Raw genomic sequence first — 26,591 nt, forward strand, 5'->3', positions numbered from 1 at the left:
ATGAGTATCGCCGATCTCGACACCGTGGACCCGAAACGGATCGCCGAAGAGGCGGGCAAGGTCCTGCGCGAGCGGACGACCGGCGAGCCCCGGGTCCCCGGTGTCGTCGCCGGGGTCACCACGGACCAGCGGACCGCCTACCTCGAGGCGGTCGGGCTCAGGGCCGCCGACGCCGATCATTCGATGACCACCGACTCGGTGTTCGCCCTGTTCTCCATGACCAAGGCGATCACCGCCACGGTCGCGCTCCAACTCGTCGGTGAGAAGCGGCTCGACCTGCATGCGCCGGCGAGCGAGTACGCACCGGCCATCGCCGGCCTGGAGGTGATCGAGGGATTCGACGACGACGGCAACCCACGGCTGCGCCCACCCGCCTCCGCGGTCACCACTCACCAACTACTCACCCACACAGCAGGTTTCGGATACTCCTTCTTCAACGAGACCTACCGCCGGCTCGAAACCGAGCACCGGCAGCCGCCCATCTCCGAGTCGACGCACGCCGCACTGCGCACACCGCTCCTGTTCGATCCGGGCACCGCGTGGGAGTACGGTTCCAACATCGACTGGGTCGGCCAGGTCATCGAGGGCATCACCGGCCGCCGCCTCGGTGACGTGATGAGCGATCGCGTGTTGTCACCACTCGGCATGTCCGACACCGCATTCACGCTCTCCGGCGACACCCGGCACCGCCGCGCGATCATGCACCATCGCCATGACGACACCCTCATCGCAGATCACCGATGGGAGCGAACCCGCGACCCCGAGGTCCACATGGGCGGTCAGGGTCTGTACTCGACGGTCCCCGACTACCTCCGGTTCCTGCGGATGTGGTTGCGGGACGGCGAATCCGATTCCGGAGACCAGGTCCTCCGACCCGAGATCGTCGAGTTGGCGTTGCGGAACCACATCGGCGACCTGAAGGTGAAGAAGCTGCCCGGGGTGATGCCGGAACTGTCCAACGATGCCGAATTCTTCCCCGGCACAACGAAATCCTGGTCTTACGCCTTCATGATCAACGACGTCGACGTGCCCACCGGCAGACCGGCCGGTTGCCAGTCCTGGGCCGGCCTGGGAAATCTCTATTGCTGGATCGATCCGATCGACAAGATCGGCGGTGTCTGGGCGACCCAGATCCTCCCCTTCGCCGACCCGACCTCCATGGGCGGATACCTCGACTTCGAGACCGCGGTCTACCGCGCGCTCAGCGTCTGACCCGGAACCTGCCGACCGGACTCCCAGAAATCTGGGGGCGCATCGGTTCCAGAGGTTCCGCCGCGACATCTCCGGCGTTCGAGGGATGGCGGGAACAAAAGGTGCTCAGCGACTCTGAGTGCCATGAACACATCGGGACCCGCGGTGCGGAACACCGCACCCGGCCCCGCTTCACCATCCGCTCCGCTCACCGAACCGCGAAGGAACCACACCGTGTCCATCACCTCCGAACCGATCGACTTCACCGACCTCGACGCCCTCGTCACCACCGTCGCAGGCCCGGTCCTGACACCGACCGACGACGGTTACAGCGCCGAACTGACCGGCTTCAACCTGGTGGCCATCCCGGCCGCGCAGGTCGTCGTCGGCGCAACCGGTGCCGAAGACGTCGCCGCCGCAGTGCGATACGCGCGGGCGAACGGACTGCGTGTCGGTGCCCGGGCCACCGGGCACGGGGCCCCGATCGAGGGCCGCGGCACGGTCGTCGTCACCACCTCGCGGATGACCGACATCGTCGTCGACCCGGTCACCAGGACCGCCCGTGTCGGCGCCGGTGTCCGCTGGCGTGATCTCGCCGCGGCGACCGCACCTCACGGACTGACCGGTCTGGTCGGCTCGGCGTCGTCGGTCGGCGTGGTCGGTTACCACCTCGGCGGAGGGCTCAGCCCGCTCGGACGCCGATTCGGCTGGGCCGCAGACCATGTCCGGTCTATCGAACTGGTGACCGCGGACGGGATCATCCGAACGGTCGACCCCTCGGCCGGTTCGGACCTGTACTGGGCGATCCTCGGCGGACGCGACGGCTTCGGCATCGTCACCGCCATCGAGTTCGGACTCTTCGAGCTCCCCACCGTGTACGGCGGCGGCATCTTCTTCGCCGGCTCGGCGGCGGCCGACGTGCTCCACACCTGGCGTGAGTGGGCGCCGACCCTGCCGGACGAGGCCGGCACCTCCGTCGCGGTCCTGCGCCTCCCGCCGGACCCAAACCTGCCGGCCCCGTTGCAGGGCCAGATCGCGGTGCATGTCCGCTACACCCACACCGGCGACCCGGCCACCGCGGCAGCGCTTCTCGCCCCGATGCGCTCGGCCGGCCCCATCCTGCTCGAGAACATCGACGTGCTCCCGACCGCCGCTCTCGACGCCGTGCACATGGACCCGCCCGGACCGATGCCTTCCGCCGAACGCGGCAGCATCCTGCGCGAGTTCCCGGCGTCGGCCGTCGACGCCCTTCTCGAGGTCGCCGGACCGCACGTCGCGAGCCCCCTGGCCATCGTCGAGGTCCGCCTGATGGGCGGCGCGCTGACGCAACCGCAGCGCGTACCCAACGCGGTCGCCGGTCGCCACGGCGCCTTCAACGTCGTCGCCATCGGCGTGCCGGCCGGCCCCCTCGGCGACCAGGTCGGCGCACACCTGGCCGCCGTCACCCGGGCCGTCGCGCCGTGGTCGGCCGGTGCACTGCTGAACTTCTGCGGACTCGGCGCCGCCGAACGCGAGCAGCTCTGGACGCCCGAACAGCGGGTACGCCTGGAGACGATCCGCCGCCGTCACGACCCGGCCGGGGTCCTCCGGGTGGATGATCCCAGCTTTGTGGGATAGACATCGATGCAGCTCAGGAACATGATTGCCAGATGACATCGAGCCTGACCGCCGAGCGTGTGCGCCGCGACATCGAAGTCGTGGCGCACGCCGGTCTCGGCCTCGACGACTTCTTCGCGGAAACCGTGGAGTCGTTGCGTCGTGCGGTACCCGTCGATGCCGCCTGCATCGGCACCTTCGACCCCAACACGGTCATGCTGACCTCGGCTCGGAAGTACGGGGACCTGCTCGGTCAGGATCACAAGGACCCGGAATGGGGGCTTCTCGAGTACGGGCAGGTCGAACCGTCCAGTTACCGAGAACTGGTGGCGCAGAAGCGCGATGCCGTCGGCCTCAATCTCCTGACCCGGGGTCGGACCCAGCAGTCCGAACGCATGACGCGGCTCATGATCCCGGAATACTGCTTCCACGACGAGGCGCGCGTCGTGCTCCGCGACGGGGATCGGGTGTGGGCCGGGATCGCGATGTTCCGCAGCGGCGCGGGCTGCCGCCCGTTCACCGAGGACGAGATCGACTTCCTCGGTTCGCTGTCCCAGACACTCGCACACGGGGTTCGGATCGGGCTGCTCAGCACGGTCGTCGCCGAACAACGGCCGTCGATCAACAGCGGGCCGGCCGTCCTGATCATCGATCGCAACAACGAGATCGTGCAGATGAGCGCCGGCAGCCAGGAGCGCATCGACGACCTCGCGGCGGGGCCGAACAGTGCGGCGGCCGTGAACCCCATCTACGGCCTGATCGGTGCCGCACGACGCTACGGTGCCGGCGAGACGCAGGTACCGCCACGCCTGCGGGTCCGCGGCAGATCGGGAATGTGGCTCGTCATCAACGCGTCCCCGCTGTCCTCGGTCGACGGCCGGCCCGGCGAGGTCGTCATCACGATCGAGGAGGCGCGTCCGCCGGAGATCATCCCGCTCGTCGTCGAGGCCTTCGGACTCACCGCCCGTGAGCGTGACGTGACCCAGATGGTGTTGCAGAACGTCGCCACCAAGGACATCGCCGCAACCCTGCACGTATCCGCGTACACGGTGCAGGATCACCTGAAGTCGATCTTCGACAAGGCCGGGGTCCGGAGCCGTCGCGAACTCATCGCCCGGGTGTACTTCGACCAGTACGCGCAACGTCTCAACGATCCGCTCACCCCCTCCGGCTCCTACGCGTCGGCCGAATAACCACACCTCACCTGCACATTCCCCCCGGGGGCCCGCATCGCGGGCCCCTTTTGTCGTCGGAAGACCGGCGACTTGGTCAGTCGTCTCACAGTGAGACGTTTGTTACCTGCATCACACGGTTGTATCGAAGTCGCTCCAGTCCATGCGGGCCGGCACACCCGCCGGCTCCCTCAAAAGAGGAGGCGCACTTTGAGCAGGCAGAGCTTGACCAAAGCCCATGCGAAGATCACCGAGTTGTCCTGGGAGCCCACATTCGCGACCCCGGCCACTCGATTCGGAACCGACTACACCTTCGAGAAGGCCCCCAAGAAGGACCCGCTGAAGCAGATCATGCGGTCCTACTTCCCGATGGAGGAGGAGAAGGACAACCGCGTGTACGGCGCCATGGACGGCGCCATCCGCGGCAACATGTTCCGCCAGGTCCAGGAACGCTGGCTGGAGTGGCAGAAGCTGTTCCTGTCGATCATCCCGTTCCCCGAGATCTCGGCGGCCCGCGCGATGCCGATGGCCATCGACGCGGTCCCCAACCCCGAGATCCACAACGGGCTGGCCGTGCAGATGATCGACGAGGTCCGTCATTCGACGATCCAGATGAACCTCAAGAAGCTGTACATGAACAACTACATCGACCCGGCCGGCTTCGACATCACCGAGAAGGCATTCGCCAACAACTACGCCGGCACCATCGGCCGACAGTTCGGCGAGGGGTTCATCACCGGTGACGCCATCACGGCAGCCAACATCTACCTCACGGTGGTCGCCGAAACCGCATTCACCAACACGCTGTTCGTCGCGATGCCCGACGAAGCCGCCGCCAACGGCGACTACCTGCTCCCCACCGTCTTCCACTCGGTGCAGTCCGACGAGTCGCGGCACATCTCCAACGGTTACTCGATCCTGCTGATGGCGCTCGCCGACGAGCGCAATCGTCCTCTGCTGGAACGTGATCTGCGGTACGCGTGGTGGAACAACCACTGCGTCGTCGACGCCGCGATCGGCACCTTCATCGAGTACGGCACCAAGGACCGCCGCAAGGACCGGGAGAGCTACGCGGAGATGTGGCGCCGGTGGATCTACGACGACTACTACCGCAGTTACCTTCTGCCGCTGGAGAAGTACGGGCTCACCATCCCGCACGATCTGGTCGAGGAGGCTTGGAACCGGATCACCAACAAGCACTACGTCCACGAGGTGGCGCGCTTCTTCGCCACCGGCTGGCCGGTCAACTACTGGCGCATCGACGCCATGACCGACAAGGACTTCGAGTGGTTCGAGGAGAAGTACCCCGGGTGGTACAACAAGTTCGGCAAGTGGTGGGAGAACTACAACCGTCTCGCCTACCCGGGCCGCAACAAGCCGATCGCCTTCGAGGACGTCGACTACGAGTACCCGCACCGTTGCTGGACCTGCATGGTGCCGTGCCTCGTCCGTGAGGACATGATCGTGGACAAGGTCGACGACCAGTGGCGCACCTACTGCTCGGAGACCTGCCACTGGACCGACGCGGTCGCCTTCCGCGATCAGTACGACGGCCGGGACACCCCGAACATGGGACGCCTCACCGGGTTCCGCGAATGGGAGACCCTGCATCACGGCAAGGATCTCGCCGACATCATCAAGGATCTGGGTTACGTCCGAGACGACGGCAAGACCCTCATCCCGCAGCCGCACCTCAACCTGGACCCGAAGAAGATGTGGACGCTCGACGACGTCCGCGGCAACGTCTTCAACAGTCCCAACGTGCTGCTCAACGAGATGTCCGACACCGAGCGGGACGCGCACATCGCGGCGTATCGCGCCAATCCCAACGGGGCCGTGCCGGCCTGACGGCACGCCGGTGGGCGCCCCCTTCCGAGTTGTTCGCAACTCGCTCCTCAGGGAGCAGGAGACGCTCGCGAGCTCGCTCCTCAGGGAGCGGTGATGACCGCAAGCCATCGCCTCCCCCAGCTCCCTGAGGAGCGCAGCACCTCCCTTTTCCAGACAGGAGTTTCCGTGGCCGACACACATCACATCAACTTCGTCCCGGTCGACATCGAGATGGAGGTCGCCGAGGACGAATCGATCCTCGACGCAGCGTTCCGACAGGGCATCCACCTCATGCACGGGTGTCGCGAGGGCCGGTGTTCGGCCTGCAAGTCGTACATGCTCGATGGGGATGTCCAGATGGACAACTACTCCACCTTCGCCTGCAACGAGGCGGAGGAGGCCGAGGGCTATGTGCTGCTGTGCCGGTCCTACGCCTACAGCGACTGTGAGATCGAGCTCCTCAACTTCGACGAGGACGAATTGCTCGGCGGCGCACCGATACAGGACGTGCGCACCCGGGTCACCGCGATCGAGCCGGTGACGGCCGACATCGTGTCACTTCGTCTCGACGTCGTCGAACCGGAGACCTTCGAGTTCAAACCCGGTCAGTACGTGGATCTCTCGGTCCCCGGCACCGAGGAGAAGCGTTCGTTCTCGATCGCGACCACCCAGGCCACTCCGGACAAGCTGGAGTTCCTGATCAAGAAGTACCCGGGAGGCCTGTTCGCCGGCCTTCTCTCCGACGGCCTCTCCCCCGGCGACGAGATCATGATCAACGGCCCGTACGGGTCGTGCACCCTGCGCAACGGCCATGTACTGCCGATCGTCTGCATCGGCGGCGGGGCCGGAATGGCCCCGCTGCTCTCGCTGCTGCGCCACATCAGCGAGACCGGTCTGAACAGGCCGGTGCGTTTCTACTACGGGGCCCGGACCGCGGCGGATCTGTTCTACCTCGACGAGATCGCCGCACTGGGCGAGAAGATCGCCGACTTCCGGTTCGTCGCCTGCCTGTCGGAGTCGGCCGACGGCGCCCCGGACGGCGTCGAGGTCGCCGAGGGGAACGTCACCGACATCGTCAACTCACACGAATCCGATCTCGCCCGAACGGAGGTGTATTTCTGCGGCCCCCCGCCCATGGTCGATGCGGCTCTCGCTCTCGCCGACCAGCATTCGGTCCCCCGGGACCAGACCTTCTACGACAAGTTCACCAGCCCGGCTTTCGACTAGAAGTCGCCGAACGAGGAGGAACGACAGGTATGTCCGCCCCCACCGCGCCGAAATCACCACAGCGCGAACGCAGTTTCCCGAGCATCGAATTCACCGACGCCGAGGCCGGCGCCAAGGAATTCCCGAGCAGCAAGAGCCGCAAGTACAACTACTATCAGCCGGCCAAGAAGCGGGCGACGGTCTACGAGGACGTCACCGTCGACGTGCAGCCCGACCCGGAACGCCACCTGACCCAGGGCTGGATCTACGGCTTCGGCAACGGTCCCGGCGGTTATCCGCAGGAGTGGACGGCCGCGAGATCGAGCAACTGGCATGCCTTCCTCGATCCCAACGAGGAGTGGGAACAAACCATCTTCCGCAACAACTCGGCGGTGGTCCACCAGGTCAATCTGTGTCTGCAGAATGCCAAGCGTGCCCGCGTGTACGACGGCTGGAATCCCTCGTGGCTCAAGTTCATCGAGCGCAACCTCGGCGCCTGGATGCATGCCGAGAGCGGCATGGGCCTGCACGTGTTCACCTCGATCCAGCGGTCGGCCCCGACCAACATGATCAACAACGCGGTCGCGGTCAGCGCGGCGCACAAGCTGCGTTTCGCCCAGGATCTCGCGTTGTTCAACCTCGATCTCGCCGAGGCCGAGGAGGCCTTCGACGGCTCGGCACACAAGGAGGTCTGGCAGTCGGCGCCGGAATGGCAGCCGACCCGCGAGGCCGTTGAGCGGCTGACCGCGATCGGCGACTGGGCGAAGTTGTTGTTCTGCACCAACATCGTCTTCGAGCAGCTCGTCGGGTCGCTGTTCCGGACCGAGCTGATCATGCAGGTCGCGGCGCGTAACGGCGATTACATCACCCCGACGATCGTGGGCACCGGTGAGTACGACTACGACCGCGACCTGAACTACACCCGGGCCCTGTTCCTGATGCTCTCCCGCGACGAACAGTACGGCGCGCAGAACCGCGCACTGTTCGGCGAGTGGCTCTCGGAGTGGGTGCCGCGCTGCCTCGACGCGGCGCGTGGGCTGCAACCGATCTGGTCGCAGCCGGCGGACAAGTCGGTCACCTTCGCCACGAGCCTCGACGCGGCGACCGAGAAGTTCCGCGACGTACTCAAAGCCATCGAAGTCGACATCCCCGAGGAGCTGAACCGATGACCTCCATGCAATTCGGCGCACAGACCGAGTTCTCCAACATGTGCGGCGTCACCCTGATGAACACGCCTGTCGGCCGCGTCGTCGCCGACGTCATGGGCGCAAAGGAAGGTGTCGAACTCACCGAGTACCCGTCGATGATCCGTGTCGACGGCGTCAATCGGCTCGAGTTCGACTACGACGAGCTCACCGACGCCCTGGGTCAGGAGTTCGACGGATCGGTCTTCGAGGAGATCAGCTCCACCCACTACGGGCGGATGGTGCACCTCGACGACCGGACCTACCTGTTCGCGAGCCCCGAGGACGCCGCCGAGTTCATCGGGTTCGATCTCACCGCGTCGAGCTGAGCGCAGGCCCGACCCCCGATCTGCGTCGTGGCCGCCGGCGAGCACCCCCCCGGCGGCCACGACGCACCCCAGGAATCCCCCGCCGACAACAACTCTCGATCCCCGCCAACCCCATCGGATGCAGCCCGCTTCCACCGAGAACGATCAAGGAGTCATCGATGTACGAGAAGAATGGCGACAAGTACTTCATCGTCGACGCACACGTCCACCTCTGGGACGCCCGTGAATCCAATCAGCGCAACATCCACGGCAAGCAGTTCATCGATTGTTTCTACGACTACCACCGCAATCTCAGTCCCGAGGAAGAGGTCTGGGACTACGACACCTACACCTACTACGGTCCCGACCGGCTGATGCGTGACCTGTTCGAGGAGGGCCCGGCCGACCACGCGATCTTCCAGGCGACGATCCTGAAGGACTTCTACGTCAACGGTTTCGCCCAGGTCGACGACTCGCTCAAGCTGTGCGAGGACAACCCGGGGCTGCTCACCTACAACCACGCCTACGATCCGCGTCACGGTGAGGCCGGCCTGGAGCAGCTCCGCAAGGACGCCGACATCATGAACCTCAAGGGCGTGAAGCTCTACACCGCCGAATGGTTCGGAGACTCACGGGGTTACAAGCTCGACGATGCATGGTCTCGCCGCTACCTCGAGGAGTGCATCAAGCTGGGCATCAAGAACGTCCACATCCACAAGGGCCCCACCATCCGACCACTCGACCGCGACGCCTTCGATGTGGCCGACGTCGACAAGGTGGCCACCGACTACACCGATCTGAACTTCATCATCGAGCACGTCGGCCTGCCGCGGCTCGAGGACTTCTGCTGGATCGCCACCCAGGAGTCCAACGTGTTCGGCGGTCTGGCCGTGGCCCTCCCCTTCATCCACACCCGGCCCCGCTACTTCGCCCAGATCATCGGCGAACTCCTGTACTGGATCGGTGAGGACAAGATCCTGTTCGCCAGCGACTACGCGCTGTGGACGCCCCAGTGGCTCGTCGAGCGGTTCGTCGACTTCCAGATCCCGGAGGACATGACCGAATACGCGCCGATCACCGTGGAACAGAAGAAGAAGATCCTCGGTCTCAACGCGGCGGCCCTGTACCCGCACATCGAGGTCCCCGAGGAACTCAAGCTCCCGACCAGCGCGGCCGATCCGGAGGTCGAGGTGGCCGCCGGCGCGAAGGATGCGGTGACGGCATGACCGCGGTCGCTCCCCATCCCGGGTACGTCACCGACACGGCACTCGAGCACGACGTCCTCGCCGCACTCGACACCGTCCTCGATCCCGAACTCGACCAGCCGATCACCGAACTGAAGTTCGTGCGATCGATCCTGATCGACGAGTCGGGGGTGACCGTGCACCTACGGCTCCCGACGTCGTTCTGTTCGCCCAACTTCGCCTACCTGATGGGATCGGACGCACTCGATGCGCTCGAGGACGTCAACGGCGTCGGCCAGGTCCGGGTGCTGCTCGACGATCACCACGACAGCGACAAGATCAACGCCGGACTCGACGCCCGCGCCGGGTACAAGGGCACCTTCGGCGTCGAAGCCCTCGACAGCCTCGACGAGCTGCGTCTGACCTTCCAGCGCAAGGCCCACACCGCCGCGATGGAACGCTGTGTGGCCGCCGAGATCGCCGCCGGGCGGGTCACGGTCGCCGACGTCGATCGGCTGGCGCTCCGCGACCTGCCACGCGGGCACCACAAGGCGGCGCTCCTGCGACGGCGGATGGAGCTGGGTCTCAGCATCTGCCCCAACAGCCTCGTCGTCGTCGACGAGGAGGGGCACGCGCTGCCGGCCGACCAGATCCCGATGCGGCTGAGATTCGCACGGTCCGTGCGCATCTCGATGGAGGGCAACAGCCACTTCTGCCGCGGACTGCTCGCCACCCGCTACGCCGACGACGACCAATGCGACGGGGCCAGCGGCCCGGTCATCACCAACCTCCGCGAAACCCCTCGCGCACACCCCCGAAGCGAACAGGAGTAAGCCATGCGCGCAGTCCAGGTCGTCGGCTACCACGACAAACTGCAACTCAACGAGGTCCCGGCCCCCGAGATCACCGGGCCGCACGACGTCATCGTCCGGATCGGCGGCGCCGGTGTCTGCCGCACCGACCTGCACATCCTCGAGGGCCAGTGGGAGGCGAAGAGCGGTGTCGCACTTCCCTACACGATCGGTCACGAGAACGCAGGCTGGGTGGAGGCCATCGGCGACGCGGTCACCAACGTCGCCGTCGGGGACAAGGTGATCCTGCATCCGCTGATCACCTGCGGACTCTGCCGGGCCTGCCGGTTCGGCGACGACGTCCACTGCGAGAACAGCCAGTTCCCCGGCATCGACACCGACGGCGGTTACGCGGAGTTCCTCAAGACCACGGCGCGCAGCGTCGTGAAGATCGACGACTCCCTCGAACCCGCCGACGTGGCGGCACTCGCCGACGCGGGTCTGACCGCGTACCACGCGGCCGCCAAGGTCGCACGGATGACGCGACCCGGCGACACCTGCGTGGTCATCGGCGCAGGAGGTCTGGGGCACATCGGAATCCAGGTCCTCGCGGCCATCTCCGCCCTGCGGATCGTCGTCGTCGACCGGAACCCGGATGCGGTGGAACTCGCCAAACAGGTCGGTGCCGAGATCGGCATCGTCGCCGACGGAACACATGTGCAACAGGTCCTCGACCTGACGGGCGGACACGGCGCCGAGGCCGTGCTCGACTTCGTCGGCGAGGGCGGGGCGACCGCCGAAGGGACAGCGATGCTGCGCCGCGCCGGCAGCTTCTTCGTGGTCGGCTACGGCGAGAACATCGACGTCCCCACCATCGACGTGATCTCCACCGAGATCAACTTCATCGGCAACCTGGTCGGTTCCTACAACGACCTCGGTGAGTTGATGGACCTCGCCGCCCGGGGAAAGGTCACGCTGCACACCAGCACCTACGCCCTCGCCGATTTCCAGCAGGCACTGGACGATCTCGACGCCGGCCGCGTACGCGGTCGAGCGATTCTTGTGCCCTGACCCTTCGAGGCTCGTCGCTTCGCTCCTCGCACCTCAGGGAGCGAACGGCGGGCCGCCGCCCTCGCTCCTCGCACCTCAGGGAGCGGTAGGAGCCTCCGTATTACCCAGCCGAGAACACCACAGAAAGGCAGGACAACCATGGCCAAGGAGTTGCGCTACAACGCCGAAGCGCGACTGCGGCTCGAGCGAGGAGTGAACGCACTCGCCGACGCGGTCAAGGTGACATTGGGACCGAAGGGCCGCAACGCGGTCCTCGAGAAGCTCACCGGCCCACCGACCATCACCAACGACGGGGTGACCATCGCCCGCGAGATCCAGTTGCGCGATCCGTTCGCCAACATGGGCGCACAGCTGGTCAAGGAAGTGGCGATGAAGACCAACGGGGTCGTCGGTGACGGCACCACCACCGCAACCGTGTTGGCGCAGGCCATGGTTCGCGAAGGTCTGCGCGCCGTCGAGCAGGGTGCCAATCCCATGCGGGTGCGCCGCGGTATCGAACGGGCCATCGCGACGGTGATCGACGCGCTGTCGGAACAGTCCGTCGCGCTCGGGGGCCGCAGCGATCTCGAACGCATCGCGACCCTGGCCGCGAGTGACGACGAGGTCATCGGTTCGGCCATCGCCGCCGCGGTCGAATACGTCGGCCGCAACGGTGTCATCACCACCGAGGAGAGCGACACGCTCGGCCTGTCGGTGGATGTCGTCGACGGCATCGAGTTCGACCACGGCTACATCTCCGGATACATGGTCACCAATCCCGAACGGATGGAAGCGGTTCTGGACAACCCGGTGGTGTTGCTGACCAACAAGAAGATCACCTCGGTGCAGGAGATCATGCCGAGCGTCGAGGCGGCCAAACGCGCCGACCGTCCGCTCCTCGTGCTCGCCGAGGACGTCGACGGTCCCGCCCTGCAGCTGCTCGTCGGCGGCAACATGCACAAGACGATGCAGTCGGTGGTCGTCCGGGCACCCGGCTTCGGTCATCGCCGCGTCGCCGAACTCGAGGATCTCGCCGTGGCCCTCGGCGGTCACGTGATCGCGAAGGACACCGGCCTCGAACTTCACGAGGTCTCCCTCGAACACCTCGGACAGTGCGACCGAGTGACCGTCACCGAGGACTTCACCACGATCGTCGGTGCACGGGGCGACCAGACCCTCGTCGACGCCCGCGTCGCGCAACTCGAGGCGCAGCACGCACGTGCGCGGATCGACGCCGACCGGGACAGCCTGGAGCTGAGGATCGCGCGCCTCACCGGCCGAGTGGCGGTCATCCGCGTCGGCGGCGTGACCAGCGTCGAACTGAAAGAACGCATGCTCCGGGTGGAGGACGCCCTGGCCGCGACGCGGGCGGCGGTGGAGGACGGCATCGTCTCCGGCGGCGGAACCGCTCTGGCACAGGCTCATCGGGCTCTCGACGCGCTCGGCGACGTGGCTGGTGACGAAGGCGCCGGAATCGGCGTCGTCCGTAGGTCGATGGCCGAACCGCTGTTCTGGATCGCCACCAACGCCGGCTTCGACGGCGAAGAAGTGGTCAAGGTCGTCAGCGGCCTGCCCCTGGGTCACGGATTCAACGCGATGACAGGCGATTACGGCGACATGTTCGACGAGGGCGTCATCGACCCGGCCAAGGTCACCAAGGCCGCGCTGGAGAGCGCCGCCTCGATCGCCGCCTTGTTGATCACCACCGAGACCGCGGTCGTCGAGGAGGTCTTCACGCACCCGGGTGCGATCGAGGCCCCCGGATTCGGTGATCTCGCCGAGGGGATGGTGCGGCCCTCCAACATCTACTAGCCCACCCCTCCCAGACCCCGGCGGGGACGTCGTCGCTGCAGCGGCGACGGGGGCCGGTCGCGATTGCAGATTCGTTCTCGGCGTGGATCGCGACCGGCCCACTTCCGGCTGCCTGTATCGAGCCCTGACCAGTACGAATTCGGACGAAAACACCTGTTCGTTCACACGCGTGAACGTTGCTGTGTCCGTTACACTGCCCTGGAATGAGACCTACATCACAGTAGGGAGATACGGTCCCGGTGAAGCCGAAGCCAACAGACCACACCCGAGAACCCGTCGCCCACGTCGCCCGGGCGCGGGAGAGGTTCCTCAGCGACGACGGCGTCGTCGACGATCGCCTGTCCGGCGCCGTCCGCGACGCGATCTCCACCTCGTGGCGCCGCTCGCGCTCGTTCAAGGTGCAGACCGACCGACTGGAACTCCCGTTCGTGCGCGAGCCGAACACGGACAGCCCTTTGATGACAGCCGCCCGGCCGGTGCTCGACCAACTCGCCGCGGACCTGTCGGCCGAGCCGGTGAGCATCATCCTCACCTCGCCGGACGGCGTGGTGCTGTCCCGCGCCGCCGGCTGCGGCGAGCTCCTCGGCCAGCTCGACGCCGTGTCACTCGCCCCCGGCTACAGCTACAGCGAAGAGCACGCCGGCACCAACGGGATCGGGACCGCCCTCGAAACCCGCCAGGCCACCCTCGTCACCGGTGCCGAGCACTACGCGGGGTGCCTCGCCCGGCTCAGCTGCGCCGGCGTGCCCATCCGAAATCCCTTCTCCGGCGGACTCGTCGGCGCCCTCGATCTCACCGGGTGGGTCCAGGAGGGCGGCTCCCTGCTGCTGTCGCTGGCCAAGTCGGCGACCGTGCAGATCGAACAGCAGATGCTGGCGAACGCCAGCGAACGCGAATCCCGGCTCCTGTCGGCCTATCTCGCAACCTGCCGGCGCGCGCCCCAGATGATGGTCCTCGCCATCGCCGCCGACGTCGTTCTGATGAACCGGCGCCTCCGGCAGAGCATCGACCCGCAGGATCAGGTGTCGATGCTCGAGCACGCCGTCGATCAGAGCCTCGAGGTGGCCGCGGGACGTCGGGTGAACACGCTGCCCAGCGGGCGTTCGGTACGGCTGGCACCGGTCACGGAGTTCTCCGACGCCCAGGACGGTATCGCGATCTTCCATGTCCACCTGATGGATTCGGCCACCGCGGCCCCACCACAGCGTCGACCGTCGAAGCCCTCGGTGCTGCCCGGGATCGTCGGACGCAGCTCATCGTGGCGTCAGGCATGCGACCGCATCGTCCAGCACATCGGGGACGGTCACTGGATCGCGGTCTCGGGCGAACGGGGTTCGGGCCGGTCCGCGGTTCTCCGCGCGGCGGCGGGACGGTGCCGGCGCGGGACGATCCGCGTGTACGCCGCCGAGGACTTCCAGGACGCCGACACGCTCGACAGCTTCGCAGCCGAGCTCGACACGGACGGTTTCGCGATCATCCTGCGCGACGTCGACGAGTTGCCCGACGACGTACTGTTCGACGTCGCCGAGGTCATGCAGGGACGCGAGCACGCGGGCTGGCTGGGCATGACCCTCAGCTCCAGCGACTCGACACCCGCCCTGGGTGCCACCCTGCTGCCGTTCTTCTCGCACACCATCGAGGTGCCGCCGCTGCGTCATCGCATCGAGGATCTACAGGTCCTGGTGCCGACCATCCTCCTGCAACTGACCCGCGGACGGGAACTCGCCGTCGCGCCGGACGCCATGCGGCAGCTGAGCAAGTACACCTGGCCGGGGAACGTCGCAGAACTCCGCCAGGCGCTGCGGGACGTGGTCATCCACCATCGGTCGGGGACGATCACGGCGCAACACCTGCCGCCGACCTATCGCGCCCAGAGCCGGCACACCCTCACCCGCATCGAGGCACTCGAGCGGGATGCGATCGTGCGGAGCCTGGAGGAGAACGGCCGGAACAAGGTCGCGGCGGCCAACGCACTGGGGATCTCCCGCGCGACGATTTATCGCAAGATAAAGGAGTTCGGCATCGACGTGTAGTCGGTGGCGCAGAGAGAGGGTCGGCGGCGGGGCAGGTCGGGACGATGCCACCCCCGCCGAATGGCACCGTCCCCGCGACCTGCATCTTCACGCCATAACCGAAGTTATTCACGATCGTGAATCGTCCGTAGTCCATCACGAGACCGCGCACCATGACAAGGAGAAGTGACAAGGTGTGACACTCGTAACAACCATCTGTAGATTGCTGAACCGGCGTGCAGGCGACTCCTCGACCGAGGGTCGGATACCGAGCGGACGATCGGTAGATGCATGATGAACGGGTGCCCCTGAGACGGGCACCACAACGGCGGTCCGATCACGAGGAAGTGCGATGGCCACACCCATGTCCCGGCGGGACCTCGAGTTCCTGCTGTACGAATGGCTCGACGTCGAGGCCCTGACCTCACGAGACCGTTTCGCGGCGCATTCGCGCGACACCTTCGACGCCGTCCTCGAACTCAGCGCCGACATCGCCATGAAGTGCTTCGCCCCGGCCAACAAGATCGGCGACGCCAACGAGCCCTACATCGGCGCCGACGGCAAGGTCGTCCTCCCCGACGAGGTGGTGTCGGGCCTCGCCGAGTTCCGCAAGGCCGGCCTCATCGCCGCCTCCTTCGACGAGGAACTCGGCGGCATGCAGTTGCCGACCGTGATCCGACAGGCGTCGGCGGTGTGGTTCCAGGCGGCCAACGCGGCCATGTCGTCGTACAACTTCCTCACGGTCGGCAACGCCAACCTGCTGGCCGAGTACGCGACCCCCGAACAGCGCGACACCTGGGTCCGCCCGCTCGTCGAAGGCCGATTCTCCGGGACGATGTGCCTGTCCGAGCCTCAGGCCGGATCGTCGCTCGCCGACATCACCACCAAGGCCGAACCGGCCGGTGACGGCACCTACCGGATCACCGGGACCAAGATGTGGATCTCGGCCGGCGACCACGAACTCACCGAGAACATCGTGCATCTCGTGCTCGCGAAGGCCCCCGGCGGCGGTCCCGGCGTCAAGGGGATCTCGCTGTTCATCGTCCCGAAGTTCCTGCCGGACGGCACCCGCAACGACATCGCCCTGGTGGGCCTCAACCACAAGATGGGCAACCGGGCCACCACCAACTGCCTGCTCAACTTCGGCGACGGCACGTTCTCGCCCGACCCCACGCCCGGTGCCGTGGACACTCAGCCCGCTCGCTCCGCTCCCGGCGCTGTCGGGTATCTGGTCGGCGAGGAGCACCGCGGCCTCTCCTACATGTTCCACATGATGAACGAGGCACGCATCGGCGTCGGATTCCTCGCCACCGCACTGGGTTACGCCGGATACCAGGCGTCGCTGGAGTATGCGAAGGTGCGCACACAGGGACGCCCCGTCGACCAGAAGGACCCGTCGTCGAAGCCGGTGCCGATCATCGAACACGCCGACGTTCGACGCATGCTGCTGGCCCAGAAGTCCTATGTCGAAGGCGCACTCGCCTTCGAGCTGTACTGCAGCGTCCTCGTCGACCAGGCGGCGACGACCGCCGACGCCGAGGAGCGCGCCCGCATCGACCTGCTGCTCGAGGTACTGACCCCGATCGCCAAGAGCTGGCCGTCGCAGTGGTGCCTGGAGGCCAACAGCCTGGCGATCCAGGTGCACGGCGGCTACGGCTACACCCGCGAGTTCGACGTCGAGCAGTACTACCGCGACAACCGCCTCAACCCCATCCACGAAGGGGCACATGGCATCCACGGTCTCGACCTGCTGGGCCGCAAGGTGATCATGCAGGGCGGTGCCGGTCTGGCACTGCTCGCCGAGACCATCGGCGCGACCGTCGCACGTGCACTCGAGGTGCCGGCCGCCGCCGGGTACGCCGAGACCCTGCAGTCGATCGTCGACCGGCTCGTCGAGGTGACCGCACACATCTGGTCGTCAGGCGATCCGAAGCTCGCGCTCGCCAACGCCACGCTCTACCTCGAGGCCACCGGCCACATCGTCATCGCCTGGATGTGGCTCGAACAACTCCTCGCCGCGGACGGCCGGACCGGCGACTTCTACGACGGCAAACGCGCTGCAGCCCAGTACTTCTTCCGGTATGAACTACCGAAGACCGGTCCGCAGCTCGACCTCCTGACCGCTCTGGACCGCACCACCCTCGACGTCGAACCGTCCTGGTTCTGACCTCACCACCGATCACGACGCGGCGCCGATGCGCCGTGTCACGTAGGAACATGCAAGGGAGACAACGATGTCCGTGATGGATCTGTTCGACACCGCCGGCAAGGTGGTCATCGTGACCGGCGCTTCGTCGGGACTCGGTGTCTCCTTCGCCCGCGGCTTCGCCGAGGCCGGCGCCGACGTGGTGCTCGCCGCGCGTCGGGCGGAGAAGCTCGCCGACACCGCCGCCGCCGTGGAAGCGCTGGGCCGCAAGGCGCTCGTCGTTCCCGCCGACGTCTCCGATCCCGAGCAGTGCCAGCGCGTCGTCGACGCGGCGATGGAGACCTTCGGCAAGGTCGACGTGCTCATCAACAACGCCGGCGTCGGCACCGCCTACCCCGCCACCCGTGAGACGCCCGACCAGTTCCGGAACGTCATCGACATCAACCTCAACGGCTCCTACTGGATGGCGCAGTCGTGCGGGCGGGTCATGCAGCCGGGCAGCGCGATCGTCAACATCTCGTCGATCCTCGGCATCACCACTGCCGGGCTCCCGCAGGCCGCCTATGCCGCGAGCAAGGCCGGCGTCATCGGTCTCACCCGGGACCTGGCGCAGCAGTGGGGTTCGCGCAAGGGAATCCGGGTCAACGCCATCGCCCCCGGCTTCTTCGAGAGCGAGATGACCGACACCTACCAGCCCGGTTACCTCGACTCGCAGATGCCGCGGGTCGTGCTGGGCCGCACCGGTCACGGCGAAGAGCTCGCCGCCACCGCGATCTGGCTGTCGTCGGCGGCCGCCGGTTACGTCACCGGCCAGACCCTCGCGGTCGACGGCGGCGTCACGATCACCTAGAAGCGACACGCGATTGCCGCAATCGGCGGCGGGCGCGGCCATAGACTGGTCGCAATGGAATCCGCACCTTTCCCGACAATCCGCTGCATCCCACCCTGCGTGAGCCGGTCAACCAGGTCGATCCGCGCGCCAAGACCCTGTGGCGCATCGGCCCGCTGATCCTGGGCGTACCGGCGACCATCGCGGCCATCGTGGTCGCGGTCGTCGTGCCCGACGCACGGTGGGGTGCAACGCTCGCCGCAATCGCCCTGCTCCTGCTGACCGTGTTCTACACGGTGGTGGTCCCGTTGTGGCGGTACCGCTTTCACCGCTGGGAGGTCAGCGAGGATGCGGTGTACGCCCAATCGGGTTGGTTCGTCCGGCACCGGGTGATCATCCCGATCGCACGCATCCAGGTCGTCGACACCGAGGCCGGCCCCCTGGAACAATTGCTGAAACTGGGGAAACTCACGGTGACGACGGCGTCGTCGGCGGGCACGATCCACATCGAGGGGCTCGACGCCGAACTCGCCCGCGCGACCGCATCCGACCTGACCATCCGCACCCAGGCGTTCACCGATGACGCGACCTGAGCCGCAACCCGGAGCGGTGCCACCGCCCACCCCGGGCCTGCACATCGATGCGCCGGACGAGTGGCATCGACTGTCCCCATGGATGATGGCGGTGACCATCGTCGAATCGCTCCCCTCGCTGGTCCCGGTCCTCATCGCACTGGTCTTCGCCGGGCGGAGCGCGCCCCTGGTCACACTTCTCGCCACCGTGGTCCTCGTGCCGCTGGTGACGGTGGTGCCGTGGCTGACCACCTTCTATCAGGTGACCGCAGAACATGTCCGGGTCCGGAGCGGGTTGGTCACCAAGAAGGTCGCCACCGCCCGCCGCGACCGCATCCGCAGCGTCGACCTCACCGCTTCACTCGTCCACCGTGTGCTGAACCTGCAGAAGGTCACCATCGGTACCGGCGGCGACGAACAGGCGTCGCAGGTCAAACTCCGGGCCGTCACCCTCCCCGAGGCGCGCGCGCTGCACGACAACCTGATGCCGACGGCCGGAACCCGCTCTGCGGCAGCAGCGTCGGATGAGCAGTTCGCTCCCGAGACGCCGACGGCAGCACCCGAGGTGCTCACCAGCTTCCAGAACGCTTGGCTGCGGTACTCACCGTTCTCGATGGGCGGTCTCGCGATCGCCGCTGCGGTCGCCGGCGTCGGGGTCCAGATCGCCAACGACGCAGGCATGTTCGACGAGGGGGTCGGACTCGCACGCGACGCCTTCGACACCGTGCGGTCGATCCCGCTGGCGCTGGTCATCGCCGTGGCCGTGGTGGCGGTGATCCTCATCGGCGCCGTCCTGTCGGTGATCGGATATGTCCTGAGCTACTGGGACTTCCGCCTCACACGGCATCTCGACGGGACGCTGCGCACCGAACGCGGACTGCTCACCACCAACTCGATCAGCTTCGACGAGAAGCGCATCCGCGGCAGCCATTTGACCGAACCGATCCTCATGCGACCTCTGAAGGGCGCCCGTCTGCAGGCGATCGCAACCGGTGCGACCAAACACCCGCTGCTGCTGCCGCCGGCCCCGATGTCCGAGGCGATGCGTGTCGCCGACCTCGTCACCCACGAACGTTCCGAACTGACCGCCGCGTTGACCGGGCACGGCCGCGTCGCCCGCATCCGCCGCCTGAACCGGGGCTTCCTCTCGGGTCTGGTGATCCTTGTCGGGATCTCGATCGCGGTCATCGGCGGCGCGATCCCGGTCGGCTGGATCGTCGTGGGTGTGCTCGCGCTCGCGGTTTCGATCGGTCTCGGCATGGTCCGGGCCCGCCACCTCGGTCACCGTCTCACCACCCGGTCGGTGGTCCTCGCTCCCCCGACGGTCGCCCGGCAGCGGATCGTCGTCGACCGCGACGGCGTCATCGGCTGGGCGAGCAGGTCGTCGGTCTTCCAGCGCCGCGCCGGGGTGAGCACGCTGATCCTCGCTACGGCCGCCGGTTCCGAGCACTATTCGATCGTCGACGTCGACGACGCGACCGCGGCGGCGATCACCTCCGACGTGACACCCGACTGGGTCGCACCGTTCCTCCGACAGCCGGCCGAGTAGGTCGTCGACGCGCGGGATCGTCGATCACCCGGCGTCGTCGGATAGTGCCTCGAGCAACCGGTCGACGAACGCCGCCTGTGCGGGGTTGAGTTTCTTCTTCGCGGTCTCCGGGTCGAACCACTCGGCGCGGTCGATCTCCGGGAACGACTGCAGGCGGCCCGACCGCGGCGGCCACGCCATCTCGAAGGTGTTGGAGACAACGGTCGTCACGTCGAGGTCGCCCTCGACGCCGAAGCCGATGACGGTCTTCCCGCTCTTGAGTTTCACCTCGCCGAGGTCGAGGTGCGGGCCGTCGGGCACCGGGCTGCCGATCTCCTCGAGGTACTCACGCCGCGCGGCGTCCCACACCGACTCGTCCGGGTCGAGGAGGCCCTTCGGGATCGACCACGACCCCTCGTCGGGCTTGCGCGCCCAGATCGGACCGCCGGGATGAGCGATGAGCACTTCGACGCCGTCCGGGTCGGTGCGTCGGAACAGCAGGATGCCCGCGCTACGGCGAGTCGAGGATGCGGTCACGGATATATCTTCGCGGAAACACCGCCGACACACGGACGCGCCTTCGCGGAAATACCGGGTCCGTAGAAAACCAGGCATGTCGGTGATCGATGTCGTGAAGAACGGGAAGACCGGTGCGCGTCCGGTCGACGAGATCCCGCCGTTCGTCAAGCTGTTCCCGCTCGGCCTGCAGCATGTGCTCGCGATGTACGCGGGTGCGGTCGCGGTCCCGCTGATCGTCGGCGGCGCGATGGTCGGCGCCGGACAGCTCCAGCAGGGCGACATCGTCCACCTGATCATGGCCGACCTGTTCGTCGCCGGTATCGCGACGATCCTGCAGGCCGTCGGGTTCTGGCGGTTCGGTGTCCGCCTCCCGCTGATGCAGGGCGTGACCTTCGCCGCCGTCGGCCCGATGATCACCATCGGCACCAGCTACGGCATCACCGCCATCTACGGTTCGGTGATCGCCTGCGGCGTGTTCATAGTCGCGGTGGCACCGATCGTCGGACGACTCATCCGGTTCTTCCCGCCGCTGGTCACCGGCACGATCATCCTGATCATCGGCGTCTCGTTGATGCGCGTGGCGGCCGGCTGGTTCGGCGGCGGCACCGCGTCCGGCCCCGACTTCGGCGACCCGAAGAACATCGGCTTCGGCTTCCTCACCCTGGCGATCATCGTCGCCATCGAGCGTTTCGCGCCCGACGCCGTCCGCCGCGTCTCTATCCTGCTCGGCCTGGCGATCGGCACGCTGGTGTCCATCCCGTTCGGGATGACCCACTGGGACAAGGTCGGCGAATACCCGTGGGTGGGTGTGCCGCAGCCGTTCCAGTTCGGCGCGCCCACCTTCGAGATCAGCGCGATCATCTCGCTGATCATCGTCGGCGTGGTGATCATGACCGAGACCACCGGCGACATCGTCGCGGTCGGCGAGATCGTCGACGAGAAGATCACCCCGCGCCGCCTCGCCGACGGCATGCGCGCCGACGGACTCGGCACCGTCCTCGGCGGCATCTTCAACACGTTCCCGTACACGGCGTTCGCGCAGAACGTCGGCCTCGTCGCCATCACCGGCGTCCGCACGCGCCACGTGGCGACCTGTGCCGGCATCATCCTGGTGGTCCTCGGCCTGCTGCCGAAGATGGCGGCGGTCGTCGAGGGCATCCCGCTCCCGGTACTCGGCGGTGCCGGTGTGGCACTGTTCGGCATGGTCGCGGCCAGCGGCATCCGGACCCTCACCAAGGTGAAGTTCAACAACGTCAACGTGCTCGTCGTCGCGATCTCGGTGGGCGTCGCGATGCTGACCGAGGCAAAGATCTACTACACCGACCGCGCTCTCGGCGATGCCCCGGTCGACGTGGTGCTCGACATGTACTCGCAGTTCCCGGACTGGTTTCAGACCATCTTCCACTCGGGCATCTCGGCCGGCGCCATCACCGCGATCCTGCTGAACCTGCTGCTCAACACCCGCAGCGTGTCCACCGATCCGGTCGACTATCACAACACCGGGGACATCGCGGTCGTCGGCGAACCCACGGTCTCGGCCGCCGACGGTGTGCGGGCACCGGCCTTCGACCCGCGAGACGCCCTTGCGGCCGCGGACCCCGACACCCCGCCGGAGACCCTGCGCTACCTCGCCGATCACGACGCGTCGCTACACCAGTTCATCGTGACCAACCCGTCGACCCCGAAGGACCTCTGCGACCACATCAAGAGCCTCGGCGACCCCAAGGTGATGCGGGTGTTCGAGACCTGGGACGGCTACACCGACGGTGGATTCTCACGGCGCGGTTCGTGAGCCCGCGGCCGGGCCAGGTGTCGCGGAACGTGTCGGCGACCGTCACGATCGGCGACATCTGCCGACGAGTCGCTCGCTCCTGGCCTCTCCGCCCGCCGATTCGGCCTATCGTGGGAGGCATGTCCTCTCGACTCGACCCCGAGGAATCGGTGCCCGACGATCTCATCGTCGACCCCGACGTGCCCCACGAGTGGCCGCACGCGTCCGCCTTCGCCTTCGGTGATGCGACGCCGATCGGCGAGACTGATCGCCTGGCGCGCGAACGCGCGGCATACGAGGCCGCCGGTCACGCCGACCACAACCGGGGCCACGCGGTGGGCGGCTCCGCCGGAAGCACCGAGGGGCAGTAGATGGAGGTCTTGTCCAGCCGGGTGCTCCTGCTCTCGGCAGATCCCGAACGTCTGCAGGCCTTCTACCGAGACCAGCTGGGCCTCCCGATCCATCGGGAGTACCCCGGCGGCATCGTGTTCTTCGCCGGCAACGGACTCATCGAGATCTCGTCGCACATGAAGACCGACGCCCCCGACCCGACGAGCAACGCGGTGCTCTGGTTGCAGGTCCGCGACGCCGAGGCCACCGAGAAGCAGTTCCGCGATCGCGGGGTGACGGTCACGCGTGAGCCGCGGACGGAGCCGTGGGGCCTGATCGAGATGCACGCCGAGGACCCCGACGGACGCACGATCATCGTCGTGGAGATCCCCGCCGATCACCCGTTGCGCAAGGACACCCGCTAGCCGGAGGGCATCGGCGGTGATGAAACCGGTCGGACCGGGCATGACAAACTGGATCGCATGAGTTCCTGGAACGCGCCCACCTGCGCGAGCGGCTTGGATGCCACCGTCGAGCTGCCCGGTTCCAAGTCCATCACCAATCGCGCGCTGGTCCTCGCCGCGCTCGCCGACGGCCCGTCGACCGTCCGCGGAACCCTCCGCAGCCGAGACACCAATCTGATGCTGGGTGCCCTGGAGGCGCTCGGTGTGCAGGTACGCATCGACCCCGCGGCGGAGACGACCGTCTCCCTCATCCCCGGGCCGCTGCACGGCGCCGACGTCGACTGCGGTCTCGCCGGCACGGTGATGCGGTTCCTCCCGCCGCTCGGTGCGCTGGCCGCCGGCCGGGTGCGCTTCGACGGCGACCCGCAGGCCCGGGTCCGGCCCCAGACCACGATCCTCGACGCCCTGCGTGGACTCGGGGTCGCGATCGAAGGCGATCGGCTGCCCTTCACCATCGACGGCACCGGGCGCGTGCGCGGCGGCGAGGTCACCATCGACGCGTCGGGATCGTCGCAGTTCGTGTCGGGTCTGCTGTTGTCGGCGGCCCGGTTCGACGAGGGGCTGGTCATCCGCCACGTCGGACCGCCCGTTCCGTCGACTCCCCACATCGACATGACCGTCGAGATGCTGGCGACCGCCGGCGTCGAGGTCGACACCTCCGAACCCGATGTCTGGCGGGTGTCGCCCGGTCCGATCCGGGCCGTCGACTGGACCGTCGAACCCGACCTGTCGAATGCGGCTGCGTTCCTGGCCGCCGCCGCGGTGACCGGTGGGGAGGTCCGGGTGCCGTACTGGCCGGCGGTCACCACGCAGCCCGGCGCACGCATCGCCGACGTCCTGGCCGCGATGGGCTGCACCGTCGAGCACCTCGAGGGCACCCTCACCGTCCGCGGTCCCGAGGTGCTGAAGGGTGTGAACCTCGACCTGCGCGACATCGGTGAGCTGACCCCGACCATCGCCGCACTGTGCGCCCTCGCCGACGGCGAATCGGAGCTGAGCGGAATCGCTCATCTGCGCGGCCACGAGACCGACCGGTTGGCGGCCCTCACCACCGAGATCACCCGGCTCGGCGGGATCTGCGCCGAGACCGAGGATGGACTCCGGATCACCGGGACGAGCCTGCACGGCGGGACGTGGGAGTCCTACGCCGATCACCGGATGGCCACCGCCGGCGCCATCATCGGACTCGTGACACCCGACGTCGTGGTCGACGACATCGAGACGACGAGCAAGACCCTGCCCGACTTCCCCGGTATGTGGCAGCAGATGATCGGGCGCCCTTGAGCCGGCGGGCAGCCAGCTACGACGAGTCCGACGTCCGGGTTCGTCCCGGCAAGGGCACCCGGCCGCGCACCAAGACCCGCCCGTCCCACGACGACGCCGAGCAGGGCATGGTCGTGTCGGTGGACCGCGGTCGCTGGGGTGTCGTCCTCGGCGGCGACCCGGACCGTCGCGTCGTGACGATGCGAGCGCGGGAACTCGGCCGGACCCCCATCGTCGTCGGTGACGACGTGTCGGTGGTCGGCGACCTCTCCGGCAAGCCCGACACCCTGGCGCGGATCGTGCGCGTGGCCGAACGACGAAGTGTGTTGCGGCGCACCGCAGATGACTCCGATCCCTACGAGCGGATCGTGGTGGCCAACGCCGATCAGCTGCTGATCGTCACCGCGATGGCCGACCCGCCCCCGCGCACGGGATTCGTCGAACGCACCCTGGCCGCGGCCTACGTCGGCGGCCTCTCCCCCATCCTGTGCCTCACCAAGTCCGATCTCGCCGATCCGGCCGAGTTCACCGCCGCCTTCGCCGATCTCGATCTGCCGGTGATCCGCGCCGGACGCGACGATCCGCTCGACGAGATCCTCGACGCACTGCGCGGGCACATCACCGCCTTCATCGGACACTCCGGGGTCGGCAAGTCGACACTTGTGAATCGTCTTGTCCCCGATGCGTATCGGGCGACCGGCGTCGTGTCCGGGGTCGGCAAGGGACGCCACACCTCGACCCAGTCGGTGGCACTGCCGTTACCCGGGGACTCGGTCCCGCGCGGCTGGGTCGTCGACACCCCGGGCATCCGGTCCTTCGGACTGGCCCATGTCGGCCCCGACGACATCATCGCGGCGTTCGACGACCTCCGCGACGCCATCGAGGAATGCCCTAGGGGCTGTACGCATCTCGGCCCGCCGGCCGATCCGGAATGCCGCCTCGACGAACTCGAGGGCCACTCCTACCGGCGCGGCATGGCCGTGCGCCACCTACTGGCAGCGGTCAGCGGATCGCTCAGCGACGACGACGCCGCGCCCGCAGCTGGCGAATCGCCGTCTTGAGTCCGGTCGCCCGCGGCATCCCCGCGAAACGCTTCTCCGACGCGGTTTCCGGTGCGTCGTCGGCGGTCGCGCGCAGGAGCTGATCGGGCAGGGCCAGCTTGTTGATCGTGCGCAGCGTCTGGAAGTACTGCACCGCAAGCGAACCCGTCGTGTACGGCAGGTCGTACTTGTCGCACAGCGCGCGCACCCGCTCGGCGATGTCGGCGTAGCGGTTGCTCGGCAGGTCCGGGTAGAGGTGATGCTCGATCTGGTAGCAGAGGTTGCCGCTGAGGAACGCCATCGCCGGACCGGCGTCGAAGTTCGCGGTGCCGAGCATCTGTCGCAGGTACCACTGGCCCTGCGTCTCGTTCTCGAGCGACTCGACCGTGAACTTCTCTGCGCCATCCGGGAAGTGGCCGCAGAAGATCACCACGTAGGCCCACAGGTTGCGGATCAGGTTCGCAGTGAGATTCGCCGTCAGCGTGTGCTTGAAGTTGGGTCCGGTCAGCGCCGGGAACAGGACGTAGTCCTTCGCGACCTGCTTGGCGATCTTGCGACCGAACTCCTTCATCTGCGGGATCGCGACCTCTTTGGGCTTCTCGCCCTGGATGACCTCTTTGAGGCCGAGATCGTGCAGTCCGATCCCCCACTCGAAGGTCGCCGCCAGCATCACGTTGAAGAACGGCTGGAAGAGTCGGCGCGGCTCCCACGGTTCGTCGCGGGTCACGCGCAGGATCTTGTAGCCCACGTCGTGATCCATCCCGACCACGTTCGTGTACTTGTGATGGATGTAGTT

23 protein-coding genes are annotated in these 26,591 nt (G+C 67.2%); 21 read left to right on the forward strand and 2 right to left on the reverse strand.

The window, feature by feature from the left end; translation table 11 throughout:
* The 16 genes from acmB to OK17_RS16775 all read left to right on the forward strand — a co-directional run bounded on the left by acmB (window position 1) and on the right by OK17_RS16775 (window position 20,429).
* A complete protein-coding gene (gene acmB / locus OK17_RS16700; protein ID WP_461418117.1) occupies window positions 1-1,212 on the forward strand; it encodes a methyl acetate hydrolase AcmB in 1,212 nt (403 codons plus the stop codon).
* A 213-nt stretch (window positions 1,213-1,425) separates the two neighbouring features.
* Window positions 1,426-2,808, forward strand: coding sequence for an FAD-binding oxidoreductase (locus OK17_RS16705; RefSeq protein ID WP_461418118.1), 1,383 nt, complete (start codon window positions 1,426-1,428; stop codon window positions 2,806-2,808).
* A 32-nt stretch (window positions 2,809-2,840) separates the two neighbouring features.
* The gene (locus OK17_RS16710) at window positions 2,841-3,980 is read left to right on the forward strand and encodes a LuxR C-terminal-related transcriptional regulator (protein ID WP_461418119.1); all 1,140 of its coding nucleotides are present in this window, start codon (window positions 2,841-2,843) and stop codon (window positions 3,978-3,980) included.
* A 189-nt stretch (window positions 3,981-4,169) separates the two neighbouring features.
* Window positions 4,170-5,807 (forward strand): aromatic/alkene/methane monooxygenase hydroxylase/oxygenase subunit alpha, encoded by a 1,638-nt coding sequence (locus tag OK17_RS16715; protein ID WP_040536196.1) that lies wholly within the window; start codon window positions 4,170-4,172, stop codon window positions 5,805-5,807.
* Window positions 5,808-5,972: 165 nt separating this feature from the next.
* Window positions 5,973-7,013 carry a 2Fe-2S iron-sulfur cluster-binding protein gene (locus OK17_RS16720; protein WP_461418120.1) on the forward strand — a complete coding sequence of 347 codons (1,041 nt, stop codon included), beginning with the start codon at window positions 5,973-5,975 and terminating at the stop codon, window positions 7,011-7,013.
* A gap of 29 nt (window positions 7,014-7,042) precedes the next feature.
* On the forward strand, window positions 7,043-8,161 hold the full coding sequence (locus OK17_RS16725) for an aromatic/alkene monooxygenase hydroxylase subunit beta (RefSeq protein WP_461418121.1): 1,119 nt from the start codon (window positions 7,043-7,045) through the stop codon (window positions 8,159-8,161).
* Entirely contained in the window at window positions 8,158-8,505 is a 348-nt protein-coding gene (mimD, locus tag OK17_RS16730; protein WP_006866951.1) for a propane 2-monooxygenase effector subunit MimD, read from the forward strand. Before OK17_RS16725 ends, mimD begins: the two co-directional genes overlap by 4 nt.
* Window positions 8,506-8,663: 158 nt before the next feature.
* The gene (locus OK17_RS16735) at window positions 8,664-9,710 is read left to right on the forward strand and encodes an amidohydrolase family protein (protein WP_154882474.1); all 1,047 of its coding nucleotides are present in this window, start codon (window positions 8,664-8,666) and stop codon (window positions 9,708-9,710) included.
* On the forward strand, window positions 9,707-10,501 hold the full coding sequence (locus OK17_RS16740) for an iron-sulfur cluster assembly protein (RefSeq protein ID WP_461418122.1): 795 nt from the start codon (window positions 9,707-9,709) through the stop codon (window positions 10,499-10,501). The genes OK17_RS16735 and OK17_RS16740 overlap by 4 nt, the downstream gene beginning before the upstream one ends.
* A 3-nt stretch (window positions 10,502-10,504) precedes the next feature.
* Window positions 10,505-11,530, forward strand: a complete 1,026-nt coding sequence (locus tag OK17_RS16745) for an NAD(P)-dependent alcohol dehydrogenase (protein ID WP_461418123.1) — start codon at window positions 10,505-10,507, stop codon at window positions 11,528-11,530.
* Between the two features lie 138 nt (window positions 11,531-11,668).
* A complete protein-coding gene (gene groL / locus OK17_RS16750) occupies window positions 11,669-13,321 on the forward strand; it encodes a chaperonin GroEL (RefSeq protein ID WP_232718771.1) in 1,653 nt (550 codons plus the stop codon).
* A 239-nt stretch (window positions 13,322-13,560) separates the two neighbouring features.
* The gene (locus tag OK17_RS16755; protein WP_461418124.1) at window positions 13,561-15,354 is read left to right on the forward strand and encodes a sigma-54-dependent Fis family transcriptional regulator; all 1,794 of its coding nucleotides are present in this window, start codon (window positions 13,561-13,563) and stop codon (window positions 15,352-15,354) included.
* 331 nt (window positions 15,355-15,685) lie between these two features.
* Window positions 15,686-17,500 (forward strand): acyl-CoA dehydrogenase, encoded by a 1,815-nt coding sequence (locus OK17_RS16760; RefSeq protein ID WP_461418125.1) that lies wholly within the window; start codon window positions 15,686-15,688, stop codon window positions 17,498-17,500.
* A gap of 67 nt (window positions 17,501-17,567) precedes the next feature.
* The gene (locus OK17_RS16765; RefSeq protein ID WP_461418126.1) at window positions 17,568-18,329 is read left to right on the forward strand and encodes an SDR family NAD(P)-dependent oxidoreductase; all 762 of its coding nucleotides are present in this window, start codon (window positions 17,568-17,570) and stop codon (window positions 18,327-18,329) included.
* Window positions 18,330-18,388: 59 nt separating this feature from the next.
* Window positions 18,389-18,901 carry a PH domain-containing protein gene (locus tag OK17_RS16770; protein WP_461418136.1) on the forward strand — a complete coding sequence of 171 codons (513 nt, stop codon included), beginning with the start codon at window positions 18,389-18,391 and terminating at the stop codon, window positions 18,899-18,901.
* Window positions 18,888-20,429 carry a PH domain-containing protein gene (locus tag OK17_RS16775; RefSeq protein ID WP_461418127.1) on the forward strand — a complete coding sequence of 514 codons (1,542 nt, stop codon included), beginning with the start codon at window positions 18,888-18,890 and terminating at the stop codon, window positions 20,427-20,429. Before OK17_RS16770 ends, OK17_RS16775 begins: the two co-directional genes overlap by 14 nt.
* Window positions 20,430-20,453: 24 nt before the next feature.
* On the opposite strand, the gene OK17_RS16780 is transcribed toward OK17_RS16775, so the two are convergent.
* A complete protein-coding gene (locus OK17_RS16780; protein ID WP_461418128.1) occupies window positions 20,454-20,945 on the reverse strand; it encodes an NUDIX domain-containing protein in 492 nt (163 codons plus the stop codon).
* A gap of 76 nt (window positions 20,946-21,021) precedes the next feature.
* On the opposite strand from OK17_RS16780, the gene OK17_RS16785 reads away from it, so the two are divergent.
* From OK17_RS16785 to rsgA, 5 genes are all read left to right on the forward strand, one after another.
* Window positions 21,022-22,719 (forward strand): nucleobase:cation symporter-2 family protein, encoded by a 1,698-nt coding sequence (locus OK17_RS16785; RefSeq protein ID WP_461418130.1) that lies wholly within the window; start codon window positions 21,022-21,024, stop codon window positions 22,717-22,719.
* A gap of 119 nt (window positions 22,720-22,838) precedes the next feature.
* Window positions 22,839-23,069: a hypothetical protein gene (locus tag OK17_RS16790; RefSeq protein ID WP_006866963.1), complete on the forward strand. Its 231-nt coding sequence runs from the start codon at window positions 22,839-22,841 to the stop codon at window positions 23,067-23,069.
* Entirely contained in the window at window positions 23,070-23,453 is a 384-nt protein-coding gene (locus tag OK17_RS16795; protein WP_232718785.1) for a VOC family protein, read from the forward strand.
* A 57-nt stretch (window positions 23,454-23,510) separates the two neighbouring features.
* Window positions 23,511-24,776: a 3-phosphoshikimate 1-carboxyvinyltransferase gene (gene aroA / locus OK17_RS16800; RefSeq protein WP_461418131.1), complete on the forward strand. Its 1,266-nt coding sequence runs from the start codon at window positions 23,511-23,513 to the stop codon at window positions 24,774-24,776.
* Entirely contained in the window at window positions 24,773-25,816 is a 1,044-nt protein-coding gene (rsgA, locus tag OK17_RS16805; protein ID WP_232718787.1) for a ribosome small subunit-dependent GTPase A, read from the forward strand. Before aroA ends, rsgA begins: the two co-directional genes overlap by 4 nt.
* Here rsgA and OK17_RS16810 read toward each other — a convergent pair.
* Window positions 25,770-26,591: fatty acid desaturase family protein (locus OK17_RS16810; RefSeq protein WP_461418132.1), on the reverse strand; the 822-nt coding region annotated here is incomplete at its 5' end. The two genes, rsgA and OK17_RS16810, sit on opposite strands and share 47 nt — an antisense overlap.

Source organism: Gordonia sp. GN26, assembly GCF_054823965.1.